At 43.2% G+C, this 13,049-nt stretch carries 9 protein-coding genes and 2 tRNA genes; 1 reads left to right on the top strand and 10 read right to left on the bottom strand.

All coding sequences use genetic code 11. The features are described from left to right. The 6 genes from HQM11_03175 to HQM11_03150 all read right to left on the bottom strand — a co-directional run bounded on the left by HQM11_03175 (position 1) and on the right by HQM11_03150 (position 6,821). Positions 1 to 567, bottom strand: a complete 567-nt coding sequence (locus HQM11_03175) for a hypothetical protein (protein ID MBF0350001.1) — start codon at positions 565 to 567, stop codon at positions 1 to 3. A 28-nt stretch (positions 568 to 595) separates the two neighbouring features. Next, positions 596 to 2,290 carry a glycosyltransferase family 39 protein gene (locus HQM11_03170; GenBank protein MBF0350000.1) on the bottom strand — a complete coding sequence of 565 codons (1,695 nt, stop codon included), beginning with the start codon at positions 2,288 to 2,290 and terminating at the stop codon, positions 596 to 598. Positions 2,291 to 2,296: 6 nt separating this feature from the next. Then, the gene (locus HQM11_03165) at positions 2,297 to 4,630 is read right to left on the bottom strand and encodes an MMPL family transporter (protein ID MBF0349999.1); all 2,334 of its coding nucleotides are present in this window, start codon (positions 4,628 to 4,630) and stop codon (positions 2,297 to 2,299) included. 177 nt (positions 4,631 to 4,807) lie between these two features. After that, positions 4,808 to 5,953 carry a fused response regulator/phosphatase gene (locus HQM11_03160; GenBank protein ID MBF0349998.1) on the bottom strand — a complete coding sequence of 382 codons (1,146 nt, stop codon included), beginning with the start codon at positions 5,951 to 5,953 and terminating at the stop codon, positions 4,808 to 4,810. A 12-nt stretch (positions 5,954 to 5,965) separates the two neighbouring features. Then, on the bottom strand, positions 5,966 to 6,382 hold the full coding sequence (locus HQM11_03155) for a hypothetical protein (GenBank protein ID MBF0349997.1): 417 nt from the start codon (positions 6,380 to 6,382) through the stop codon (positions 5,966 to 5,968). 365 nt (positions 6,383 to 6,747) lie between these two features. Further along, positions 6,748 to 6,821, bottom strand: a tRNA-Ile gene (locus HQM11_03150). Between the two features lie 458 nt (positions 6,822 to 7,279). Between HQM11_03150 and HQM11_03145 the strand changes: the two genes are divergently transcribed. Beyond that, complete coding sequence (locus tag HQM11_03145; protein ID MBF0349996.1) at positions 7,280 to 8,386, top strand: SPOR domain-containing protein; 1,107 nt, start codon at positions 7,280 to 7,282, stop codon at positions 8,384 to 8,386. A gap of 16 nt (positions 8,387 to 8,402) precedes the next feature. On the opposite strand, the gene HQM11_03140 is transcribed toward HQM11_03145, so the two are convergent. The 4 genes from HQM11_03140 to HQM11_03125 form a co-directional block, all read right to left on the bottom strand. Then, positions 8,403 to 8,927 (bottom strand): pentapeptide repeat-containing protein, encoded by a 525-nt coding sequence (locus tag HQM11_03140; protein MBF0349995.1) that lies wholly within the window; start codon positions 8,925 to 8,927, stop codon positions 8,403 to 8,405. A gap of 328 nt (positions 8,928 to 9,255) precedes the next feature. After that, on the bottom strand, positions 9,256 to 10,017 hold the full coding sequence (locus HQM11_03135) for a hypothetical protein (protein MBF0349994.1): 762 nt from the start codon (positions 10,015 to 10,017) through the stop codon (positions 9,256 to 9,258). Between the two features lie 54 nt (positions 10,018 to 10,071). Beyond that, positions 10,072 to 10,146, bottom strand: a tRNA-Gln gene (locus HQM11_03130). A gap of 60 nt (positions 10,147 to 10,206) precedes the next feature. Continuing rightward, a complete protein-coding gene (locus HQM11_03125) occupies positions 10,207 to 13,032 on the bottom strand; it encodes a hypothetical protein (GenBank protein ID MBF0349993.1) in 2,826 nt (941 codons plus the stop codon). Positions 13,033 to 13,049 lie beyond the last annotated feature (17 nt).

Here is a 13,049-nt window from a genome sequence, read left to right as displayed (position 1 = left end):
TCAGAAACCGATTTTGGTTCCGATGGAAATCATGTTGCCGCTGAAATCAGCATTTGAAGTCACCTCAGAAGAGCCTAACGTGTAAGTGGTTTTGGTCTTATACGCAGTGATGGAATGATATCCCACATGCAGATCAACCAGCGGTAAAATATCATATCCCACTGATACAAAATACTGGGTCAGTCCGGTTGGTTCCACAGCCAGAGTGCCTCCGCCAACGCTGGCATCTCCTGTAGTGATCATCCCCAATCCCACACCAGCGGCAATGTTCACAACAGGAATTGGCAAATTGAAATACAAATCAAGAATGGTGAATTGTGAACTGAAATCAACACCATCATTCTGTCCAAAATCCACCGTGTAATATTCTACGCCCAAACCGATCGGAATTACAATGAAGCTGATGCCGGCTTTGATTCCCTGCGGCATTGAGGCATCCACATCTTCACTTGGTGAAAACACCACTGGCATATCCAAGGCCACTGACAAGGTATCCGCATAGCTTGCTTGAGCACCAAGTATGAACATCATCAAACCAATAATTCCTCGAGAAACCATCTTTTTCATATCCATCTCCATAAATAATTAATATTGTTCAATCGCCTGCGGGAAAAGCAGGAATTGCGCCATTCGGCTGATTTAACGCTGATCGCTCGAAAATGGCATAAGGTCCAAAATCACGGACATGCATGATACCGGGATGTTCCCGCAACAGACGAGATGTTTCACGGATTTCCGCAATCACCACAAGTTTTTCACTGGAGGACTGATCCAGAATTTCGGGATTTCCCTCAAATTTGTAATTATGCAGAATGACAATGGGCTGTTCACTGTAATGAATCGCCGCAAAGGAAACAAACCGGTAAAAAACGACTTGTGCCCCTTCGGTCTGCGACTGGCGTACCAGTTCAACCAATGGATTCTGTAAAAATTGTTGATAGGTCGGCACCTGATAGCGCCAGATGCCAATGGAGCAGAACAGCATGCTCAAGGCGGTGAAACCGACAAATTTCCACGGTTGTTTTTTCAAGAGAAACCACCAGCCAGCACCAGCCAAACCCGCAAATCCGGCAACAATGAGGCCCCACTCATCGCCCCATTGAATCGGCCAATCCGGATAACTTTCATGGACAAATTGCCGTAATCCATAGGGCATATACCAGAACCCCGCGGCAAATCCCGCAATCAAAACACCATGAATGATCAGGATAAATTTCGGGACAATCCCGTTTTCATGATGGATGATATGATATAAAGACCAGGCAATGAGCAAAGACAAGGGAACATAAATTGAGGCGGAATAATGCGGGAGTTTCGTGCTAACCAATGAAAAAAGAACCAACACAAAGACACACCAGCTCAGACTGAAAACCAGGAGTGGTCTGGCATGGGTTGGTTGAAGCTGTTCCATCTTGTGCCGGCGGATCTGAAACAGAAACCCTGTCCAGGGAAAAATGCCGAATAACGCCACAATCCAGTGGTAAAAAAACGGGCCAGTGTGCCCTTCCAGAGGTTTTGAAAACAGACCGGACTGAAAGGCAATGAAATTTTTTAGAAATTCAAGGCCATGGACCCACCAGTTGGCCAGATACCAGGAAGACGCGATGCTCAGAGACAGCACACCACAATAAAGAAAATGCCCTATCGAAATGTTTTTAAAGCGCTGCCATGTCTTGTAACCACCAAACGCAACCAGGGGAATCACCCCACCCAACGGACCTTTGGTCAGCACAGCCAGTCCCATGGCAACACTGGCCACAGTCAATAACAGCCAAGGCTTCGTTTTGGTGTGTTCCTGAGTCAGCTTTTTCTGATATTCGAGATCATAGCCATACAAAGAGAATGCGGCGATCGTGATTAAAAAATTAAACGTGTGGTCAATCACCGCGCTTCGAGACAGGATTGCTGGCAGCAGACTGGTCAGATAAACCACGCCCCAAAGCAGGCCAAAGCGCAAAGAAATCAGTTTGGATCCAACAAACACCATCACGGCAAGGGTCATCAACCCTGCGAGGGCAGAAGGAAAACGGGCACCAAATTCATTGACCCCCCAAACCTGATAACTCAGCACCTGCTCCCAGAAATAGAAAGGAGGTTTTTCCGCAAAGGGCTGTCCGTTGATATAAACATTGAGATAATCACCACGCAGTAGCATCTGTTTGCTGGCTTCCGCATAGATATTTTCATCCCAGTCCACCAGTACCGGGGTTCCCAGTCCAAAAAATAAAAAGAAGACCGCGAATCCGAAGAACACGGTCAGCCACAAGGTGTTGTTTTCCTGTTTATTCATGACTCATCACGTTTTTTTGTCAGAATTCATCCTTCCACCATCAACTACATACAACAGGGCCGGCAGGAAAAACAGATCGGCGATCAACGCAAACATGATGATGATGGCAGAAAAAATTCCCATGTAGATAAAGGGCATGAAGGACCCCAGCAACATAACACTGAAACCCGCAGTCAGGATGATGGATGAGAAGATCACGGCTCGTCCGGATTCGATCATCGCAAGATGAATACTGGTTTCGACAGTGCGATTATTTTTTCTGGCCTGAAGATAGCGATTCAACACATGAATTGTATCATCCACCGCGATTCCCATGGTCATCGCGCCAACAATCATGGTTCCCATGTCAAGAGAAATGCCCAAAAGCTCCATAAGGCCGCCCGCCATCAAAATGGGTAGAATGCTGGGCACCAACGCCAGAAAACCATATTTGACAGAACGAAACAGCACAAAAAACATCAATCCAATCATGGTCAACGCCAATCCGAAGGATCGAACCATTCCCTGCTGGGTATAAACATCCTGAGCATTGAACAACATCAGTGTTCCTGTCAATTCCGCAGGAAGTTCAGGGTAATTTTGCTGGAGGTAGTCCTGAATGTCTTTGACCAGCGTATGCGTTTTAAGGGCTGTCATATTTTTGATTCTGAGACTCAGACGCAAATACCGATCATCAGAAGTTCTCATATCCATAAGGTTTTCTTCCGGCCCGGTGTTTTCATACAGCAATAGATATTGAGCAATCAGTTCCCTTGTTTCAGGAATAGTATAAAACGTGGGATCGTCATTGTGCATGGCCTGATTCATTTTACGGATATAATTGATCATGGAATTGGCTTTTCCCGTTCCATCGAGTCCTTCAAGATATTCCTGCATGTGCAGCACTTTATTGAGAAAATCAGGATTTTTAACGGCCCCTTCTTCCCCTGAATCAATCATGAATTCAATAGTGCTCCCGCCTTGATACACCTGATCAAAATACTCAATGTCTGAGCGTAATTTGGTATTTTTCTTAAAATAATTCACATAATTGGTATCAACATCCAGTTGACTGACCAGCCCTAAACCAGCCACAAGTCCGATTCCTCCGACAGCAATGAGCCATTTATAATTCTGATGAGTGAAATGCGCGAGTTGGTGGGTGAACCGGGCAATGATCCCTTCCGAAACAATTTTCTGTGTCGCGACAGGCAATGGCTTGATAAAACTGAGAATCGCCGGAAGTGTGACGACTGAAAGCAAAAACGCAAGCATCGTTCCACTGGCCCCTAGAACACCAAGTTCCCGAATCGGTGCAAGCTTGGTGACAGACAACGCAATGAAGCCGGCAGCAGTGGTGAAAGATGTGTAAAAGCAGGGCAACCACAAAACTTCAATAGATTTTTTTGCGGCTTGTCGGGGGTCGAGTCCTTCATTGCGAAAATGATAAAATTCTACAATGATATGAATCGAATCTCCAATACCCACAATGGTCAGAATCCCCGGAAGAGCCGTGTTGACAGTATTGAACGGCCAGTGGAGAAATCCTTGCAGGCCAATGGTTAGAACCAGACTGCCCGCGATGATCATTATCGGCATCAGGATTCCGGTAACAGTGCGGAATGAAATAAACAACAAACACAGAATGATACTGTACATGAGCGGATTGATCAGCATCTGATCCTGGATCGTGACATTCAGAAAACGCTCCGCAAGCAATGGTCCGCCAAAAATCCGGATATTGAATCCCAGCTTTTCAAAGTTTTCTTTTGCCAGAAACGCATTCAATTCATTGATCAGCTTGATTTGATGATCGGCTTTACCCCGAACATATTGCGTTCTGGCAAAAACGACGGTGTGTCTGAAATCTTTGCTGATCAAGGCACCGTGCACCAGTTCTTCTTCGTTCATGATGGAAACCAGATGATCCATGGAATCCTGGTCATAGGAAAGTTGTCCCATGTCTTCGATCAGATCTATCGTGGAAAGAACATCGTCTTCCGATTTGATATATTGATATTTAGTGAGAGATGAAACCTTGGTCACGACTTCATGATTTTCCAGAAATTCCGTAATTTTGGCAATGGTTTTCAAGGTGTCTTCATTAAACACATTTTTGTCCTGTGGACGGCTTTCAAGACCAATCAGCAGGTATTCACTATCGCCGAACCGGTCCAGAAATTTATCAAAGGTGACCAGATTGATATCTCCTTTGAGAAAAAACATTTCATTGGAATTGTCAAAATACAGATTTTTCATCGGAAGAATCGAAGCGATTAGTAGCACTACGGACAGTGCCAGAACCACCCAACGGTAATCCACCACAATTTCTCCCCATTTTTTAATAAAATTTTTCATCATAGAATCTCCGGATGATAGTTGGAAAGCACCCAAAACCGGGCCTCGAATAATAGTTGCATCAGATAGCAGGACAATCTGCTGTTCGCAAGCCACTTCAAGGATTAAGAATTATTCAAAATCCTGAGCCACAACAGATACCTGAACAGTCGAAATGTTGATTTTTGTCACAGGGATTGCTCATGCGCCCAGATATTCAAACGCAAAGAAGGTCATGTCATCTTTCACGGTCTGGGGGCGTATTGGCGTGAGGAGGCCTGATAATTTATTGACCATAATGCTGATATCCAGATGTCTGAGATTCCATAAAAAATCCGTCACACCTTGAATACCCAGTTCTTTTTTCTGGTGTTGATATTCAGTGATGCCATCCGTAAAAATGAATACTTTGTCCCGTGGATTCAAACGATAGGCAACCTGTTCATACCTCCCGATTTCTTCATTTTTAAAAATCCCTAACGCGACACCACTGTCATCCAGAATAACAGGTTCATTCCCATTTTCAGGAAAAACAAGCAACGGAGGATGCCCTGCATTACACATTACCAGAGATCCATCCGCATTGATTTTAAGATAGATCCCTGTCACAAACATCCCACCCGGAATGCTTTTTTTCAGTAAATGATTGAGTTGCCACATAACATTGGCGGGACTTGTTGATGCTGGAATTGAGCTTAATCCGGCTTTAAGCATCATGGTCAATAAGGCGGCAGTGATACCATGCCCAGTCGCATCACCAAGGAATATATGCAAACTGCCATCCGTCACCTGCTGATTATAAAAATCGCCTGAAACCTGACTGTAAGGGCGAAAAAACATGGCGGATTTGTAGTGAGGAGGCAGAGGGTCTGAACGCATGAGATGACTTTGCATCTCACCCGCCATTTCCAGTTCTTCATGTAGTTTCTGGGTAATGAATTCCTGTTCCTCAATCAAGCGTTGCTGACTTCGAACAAAGGAAAGTGTGTTGAGGGCCGATTGCAATCGTGCCTTAAGAACAACCGGACTAAATGGTTTATTGATAAAATCGGCGGCACCTGAATTCAGGCATTCTTCCAGTACTTCCTCACGAGTATCTCTGGTGAGCATGACCACCGGAATGGTTCGGTAGGAGACTGAGTGTTTGAGTTGCTTCAGAAGTTCAATACCACTCATTTCAGGCATGTGAACATCCAGCAGAACCAGATCAACATTATTCTGTTTCAGCATCTCCATAAGACGATCAGGCTGTGTAATCCCCAGCGGGATATACCCATAACTCCGTATCATCTGTTCTGTTTGAGTCACCACGGACTCATCATCATCCAAAATCAGAATTCTGGCCACAGAAAATTTTCCTTAAAGAATAGACGGATAACCATATCCGGAAATATCTGTATCCATAGCACTTCTCAATTTTTTAACCCGTTTCCACAATTCATCACAGGTTTGGCGGAAAATTTCATTATTCTTTCGATTGCCATAGACAAACTCGGACAGAATTCGCTCTTCTTCATCATTCAGAAAAGGAAAATCACCATCATCGACATCCAGAATTCGTTTGATAATCATACTCATGTATCCCCAGTCATGTTGATTGAGTTGAGATCTTTGCATGTAGGGTTGAAGGGTATCCAGGTAATCCATGAGGCGTGCAATGGTCTGCGGTGAAATCTGCTCCAGTCGCTTTGTACTGTTTTTAAGCTGAAAATACAACAACGCCATAATACCGATCACACTCACGGGAACCGCGATAAAGACCAGGGTCGTAATCATACACACTCCTGCTAAAAATGAATCATAATGACTTCTGGATACTCTATATCAAACCCGTCGATGCCAATGCAACCAGAAATTTGCATGAGATCACATTATCATCAACTATAGTATTCCAGACAAGGACTCAACGGTTAATAAGACCCGAAACTCAATCCAGCAATCTTCGCGCCTAAAGGCTTTGGTCGATTCAGGCAAAAGCCAGAAAAGAATTTACCCGGCTCCGGTCATACCCGCGGCGGATATGCGATTGGATTCGTTGTCGATTCCCTCTGAGTAACTCACGAAAGATTGGCGATTGTAGTCGATTCGTTATGCAGGAATTCATAGGGTCTAAAAACCCGCTAGAATTGTATTTATGGGAGTGGGCCCAGTAGGGGTTGAACCTACGACCCGCCGATTATGAGTCGGCTGCTCTAACCAACTGAGCTATAGGCCCACCATATTGAAGAAGCGGCATGTTTTAAGGCGACTTGAGTAATGTAACAAGTTTTTTTTAAAAACCATTGATGAGGAATAAGGGATGCTTCGATACAGATCGGGGATAAATTTTAGAGGTAGAGGATCCATTTGGTCTATATCTTGATAATCATCCATTCAGACATGGTTTTACATAACCTTGTCATTTTGTTCGACAGGAAAATCCTGGTTCAAAGAGTGTTCAATCTTTCTGACATCTATTGAACATGATAAGGATTGAAACCTGATTTTAGTATAACTCATGGTTGAAGAACGGCTCTGATTTGGTACGAAGGGTTTTTATCTTCGCATATCAATCAGGAATTGGTATCAATTTGAAATTGATATCCCGTGTTTACCGTGTTATGGAGAAGACTATCAGGATTTGTAATCCGGAAAGACACCGTTCTTTCTTTACCATTCTATCAAAAGGGTGACATGGAAAAAGTCAGGCTATCTAAAGTTATTGTTTTGTGGAGCACCGTGATTGTAATTTTTGCGGCAGTCATTATTTTTATGCTGGTACAAATGTCTCCCCATCGGGAAGATGAGATGTCCGCAGATATTGAAGCAGCGTTCCCTCCGGAACCAGTGAGTGTGTCTCAGACTGTTACTGAAGCACACTCACAGTCTGCTGATTCCACTCAGGAAAATGTGACTGAATCTGCTTCTGACACACCGATGAGTATGAAAGAGTCAACTGACCGGGAATCTCAAAATGCGGTTGTTCAAATCCTGGGTGGAGAAAAACCTGAGTTGGCATCTCTTGTTGAAAAAGGAGATAAATTCTGGAAGATCATTGACCCGGCCAAAGATACCAACATGAATGCATGGCAAACCATTTTGATTCAGAATCAGTCTAAAATTGACTATACCATCCGCTCCGGAAAAGGAAATAAAGACTGGCATCTGATTTGGGATGGCAAAAAACTCAAAGTTCAATTTGCTTCTGAAAAATCAGATTCCAAGGATATTCTCTCTCGTAAAAAACGTGGGAAATATGCCGTTCAGATTGCCTCCATTGAAGAAGAACGATTTCTGACTGCCATTCAGGTGATGAGAAAACTCTTGATGGATGGATACTATGCCTATATTTTCCGGACAGAAACCCCTCACCGTGGTAAACATTGGTACCGTGTACGTGTCGGGTTTTTCACAACGGAAGAAGAAGCTCAATTAATGGGTCAGGAAATCTATTATCGCTACAAAGATGAAAAACTGTTCCCTAACACGTATTGGGCTGTCAGACCATCTGCCAAAGAATTATCCCGTGATATTATTGATTTAAGAACACCCATGAACAAACCATGGATGATTGAAATGCCTCAGTATCTGGTCAGAGAAAACGCCATCGGTGGTTTGACTACTATTGATAGCGAAAATTACTTTGTCTACATTTCGCAACGGCAGGATGCTGAAACAGGTCAGTTGACCTTTAGAACACGAGTCGGATTTTTTGAAACAGAAGAACAGGCCAGAAAAAATCTTAAAACGATTGAAAAGAAAAATCCCATGTTTGCAGACGCAAAGATCATTCAACTATAATTCATGAGGGAATGCCTTATTGCAGGCATTCCCCAAGGGATCCCTCACCGCATGTTTTGCCATTGATCCAGATCGCTTTACTGAGATTTGCACCCTTGAGGTTCACACCTTCCAGATTCACACCTTCCAGATTGGCTCCTTGCAAGTCAGCACCCTCAAGATCCACGCCCTCAAGATGATTTGCGTTCATCACAGACTCGCGGGTTGTGCCAACCATGGTTGTTGGCGATTGCGTTGAACGATTAGAAATAGCCAGTTCAGCGCCTTTCAGGTTTGCGTATTGAAGATTGGCATTTTTCAACCGGGCACCCGCCAGATTGGCACCGCCTAAATCAGATCCTGTTAAAATGGCATTTTCCATATCCGCTTTATAAAAATTAACCCCCTGAAGATCTGCCCCTGCCAGATTGGTTTCAATCAGGTTGGCATTTGTCAGTTTAGAGCGAGACAGATTAACGCCCTGCATAAAAGCGCCCTGTAAATTTGCGCCGGTAAGATCTGAGCGTTTCAGAAAAATTCCGGCCAAATCCAATCCACTCAAATTTACATTTTGCAGATTGCACTCCTCACATCTGCGAGATTTTTTTAGAATTTCAAGGTTTTCTGCTGGTTTAGGTGCACATCCCACAAGCACTAAGATCAGGGATAAATTGATGAGGATAAAATAATGTATTCGCATGGCTGATTATTCAATGTTAGAAGTTGGAGTAGTGTGAAAAGTCCCAAACAGCATTCAATGGCATGGAGACGACTGTGCACGAGTTCATTGATTTGAAATTTATGTCCTTAAGGAAATTCAGACTCAACCCATATTTTATAGCATTAACAAAATATTTTTTGGATGTCACATGGTTTTTCACACAACTCTATCATTGACACACTGAACGTAAAGATGCTGGTGCATGCGAACATAGATTATAAACGCAATTACCAATCGCTTGTAGTTCCTGGTCGGGCATCAATGCTGAATTGTTTTGTTGTAATTGGTGATAACATTGTATCAATTGCAATTCGATGTCCTCTGTTTTGTTTGTATTCTTTAGACAAGCTTGATGATTGTATGGAACATGACTCCAAACTTGTTTCAAAATCAACCGCATCAATTCCTGATGCTCTTTCAATTGGTTGAGATACTTATAAGAAGGCTGTCTGGGGTCACATATCACGGTTTGTGATGAGACGACTCGAGATCGCGTCCAGTCTATTGAGTGAATCATAAGAGCAAGTATCAGGCATAAAAAAATACCCAGTGATATAAGAATCAACTTCAACGAAAACCGGGATTTTTTTTGTCCTGCGTCTTCAAAAGACACCTGAAACAGTTGAACCTTGCCCTCCTGTGATTCCTGATTCAGTCCGGGAGTCTTTTTGAAATCAAGGACCATGCCAACAAGTTTGATATCCTTGACGACTGGCTGTTTCATTTTTTGGGTCAAAGGAGAGATTTGTGCGACATCCTTTGCATATTTGTGAATAATTTTCAGAACGTTTTTGTGATGTTGCCAGGTGTTCCGGTCAATTCCGGGAGCTTGCAGGGCACTGAAATCACTTTGGGAGAAAATCTTGGCTTTCTGAGTATTGGGAGTTCCCTGATCACACACGCCGATAGGACGCCACTGTGAATATTTCAAAGAAGAGGATTCCTGATTTGTCATCAGGTATAACGTGGCAGAAAGTAGGGAAGATGGCTGGGGTGGAAGGGATCGAACCTTCGAATGACGGGATCAAAACCCGTTGCCTTACCGCTTGGCGACACCCCAAAAAAGGTCAGAAATTAAGGAGCGATGTCTACAGAAAATTATTTGGAGATGCAAGGTTTTTTATTCAGATTTTCTGGTGTGAACCTTATAAATCGCGCTTTTGAAGGCTGCGGACAAATCATCTTCTTTAGCTGTTACCTTGTTTGCGGCATGAGTTGTGAGGGCACTGTTGGGATTCAACCAGAAAGTGGTTTTTACTTTTTCATCTGTCAGATCAATGTTGTGATCTTTTAAAAATTTGGCCACAACCTGATGGAATGCTTTGACTTTGAAGGTATGCTGATAGTTACCGTTCAGTTGATTGGCCATGATTTTTAAATCCTTGATATCAAATTCATCCAGATACCAGTTTGTCAAATTATCCCGATAAAGAATGGATAGTCGCCCAAATCGCATGAAATGCAGTAGAAAAAACACTTCGAGGTAATGTTTGGGAACACTGACAGAATCCATGTAATGGTATGTCCGGTAATAAAAGAACTCCGTGATTTTATCAGCAAGACGGGCAACGTTATCCGGGCGCACATAAGCCAGACGCTGGTCAGTGGGATCTCCATACTTCATGTTTGAGGAATCAAATTCAAGCACCGTTTTCTGTTCTTTCAGCGATCCTTTGTTCACATAACCATAATATGAATTAAGAATCGTGTCTGCCAGACCATACGTGAAACTTTTATTCACGATCAAATCGACCTCATCCGGCAAATGATCCAGAACCCCAAACGTATCAAATCGTTTCCCCAGCTTACTTTCTGTCTGCAATGAACGGAAAGTCCACATTTTCGTATTGGGGTTGAACCCGGCCTGAAGGCGCAAACGTGGAACCTTCAAGTGATGCAGGATACTCTTTCTGACCATGTTGGGCGGTGGTTCAAAGTTTTTCTGATAATAATGATACCAGATTTCAAACTCTTTCTGGTTGCTGTCATCAGGCAGACCATGCCTGTTCTGAATGTCCAATACCCGCTCAATACAGGATTCAAACAAATATCGCATTTCATTTTCATATTCAATAACAGCCTTGGTTTCTCCCATGTTGACATGTTCCAGAAATTTGCGTTGGGGAGATCCCTCAGGAAAGGCGCGTCGTAGAAAATCAATTAGAAATTGTTCACGATAAGTTTCAAATTTTCGTGTGTCTCCGGGCTTGATAAAAACTTCGGAAACTTTGACATGCAGGCCAAAACAAATATCAATGATTTTAGAAATCCGTTTGCGATCATCTTCCTTCAGGTACTGCAATTCACCAAAAGCGATTTTCAAGGCCTTGTATTTCAACCACCAGGGGTCCTTGATCAGCAATTTATGCGTTTGCTCCATTTCCACCAGTTCCCAGGGACACAATCCAAATTCTGTTTGACGGATTGTTTTTACGTCATCGGGTGGGTTTTCAATAAACTGATCCAGAACCGTAGGATTTTTAATCATTTCAATAATCATGATTAAAAATTTTGGTTCGTGCAGCATTTCAATTCTGAATAAATTCAACAGGGCTTTGGCAAGATTTCCGGAAGAAGCTTTGAAGGCTTCCCAGTAGATTGCTCCGCCATGACTCAGGATGTACTGTAAAGGCAACCTGGGAGTGGCCCCCAGATTCGCAAGTCTGCGGGATGCCTGACTGTATAAGGAAACAACATTAAATCTGATGTAGTCCATGGTTCTATCATAAAATTCCGAGGAATCATTCATGACCTTGGGTAGCACAAAATGGGAGGGTACCATCGGTGTGAACTGAATTCCCGGCATCAGGACATCATAGGACAAAATATGCTCGTAAGCGGAACCTGATGCTTCTTTGGATTCGAGTGTGGTTCCGTGATAGCCCTTCCTGAACAGTTCATTGTCACAGACAAACAGGTAAATTTCCGCATGAGGATATTTCTTTTGAATGTAATCCTGGACAGTCAATGCCTTTTTTTTCAGTAATTCCTGTTTTGCCTGCAAAAATTTTTCACCTTTTTCCCGACGGTTGCTCCGTTTGATGAGTTCCATCATTTCATGGAGCAACAATTGCCGAATTTTCGGACCATTGGGCGTCATCAGATCTTTGCGGTAATCAGCGGTTTTGGCTAACAAATATTGATACAACTGTGGAAAATTCTTTTTGACCTGTTCTTTGGCCATTCGCTGAAGTTCCTGTTGCACCTTGGGGTTTTTCAGTTGTTCCGCGGGAACTTTCTTTTTGACCCGGATGAGTTGCATCCAGTATTGAATTTCTCTTTTCAGGGCTTCTGTAAGTTTGTCATCATCCCAGTTCGAGGGATCAATCAGGAAAGGCTCCATTTCATACTGCACCTGCATGTCCAGATCAGATGATATGGGTTTATGACCGACAGTCCCGACTGAGCCTAACGATGAAATGCTGACAAATGGACAGAAATCCTTGACATCCGAAGCACTGGGGCGTGTCCCGAATTCTTTCTGAATAAATTCAAAAAATTCCGCTCTGAATACTTCAGGAAGTTCTTCAATCCCCTCAACGCCATGAGGGGCACCTTCGAGATATAAATTAGCTGAGGCCTCATACTCATGTTCTCTGGTGATACCATAGACATGCTCTACTTCAACCCCGGTAAATTTCACCTCAGAATATTTGGGATCATTCACATGCAGGAAAAAAAGGACTTCAAACAAGGCTTTTTTCATATCAACCGTGAATGATTCAAACGCCAGTTTTAGACGTGCGTTATTGAACTCCTGAAAAAAAGCCATACCATCCTCAAGGCTTTTTCTCAGCAGATCTTCACGTTCTTTTTGCATTTGAATCCCTTTTGTGAACAGGGATGGCAAGCCCCGTTCCAGCGACTCCTGCTCATCGTCAGCAACAGGAGCTTTGACAGGAGCTGCCTTTACAGGTTTTTTCGCAAAAAGATTTCCTAAAGCCATGGTGAATCCTCTTATGT

It is taken from the genome of SAR324 cluster bacterium (assembly GCA_015232315.1).
In the GTDB taxonomy this organism is placed as follows: Bacteria; SAR324; SAR324; order SAR324; family NAC60-12; genus JADFZZ01.
This window is presented reverse-complemented; position numbering and strand designations above follow the sequence as displayed.

Excerpts from the sequence above, each read along its gene's own strand:
- HQM11_03165 (MBF0349999.1), bottom strand. The coding sequence starts at position 4,630 with ATGATGAAAAATTTTATTAAAAAATGGGGAGAAATTGTGGTGGATTAC.
- HQM11_03170 (MBF0350000.1), bottom strand. The coding sequence starts at position 2,290 with ATGAATAAACAGGAAAACAACACCTTGTGGCTGACCGTGTTCTTCGGA.
- HQM11_03125 (MBF0349993.1), bottom strand. The coding sequence starts at position 13,032 with ATGGCTTTAGGAAATCTTTTTGCGAAAAAACCTGTAAAGGCAGCTCCT.
- HQM11_03175 (MBF0350001.1), bottom strand. The coding sequence starts at position 567 with ATGAAAAAGATGGTTTCTCGAGGAATTATTGGTTTGATGATGTTCATA.
- HQM11_03155 (MBF0349997.1), bottom strand. The coding sequence starts at position 6,382 with ATGATTACGACCCTGGTCTTTATCGCGGTTCCCGTGAGTGTGATCGGT.
- HQM11_03145 (MBF0349996.1), top strand. The coding sequence starts at position 7,280 with ATGGAAAAAGTCAGGCTATCTAAAGTTATTGTTTTGTGGAGCACCGTG.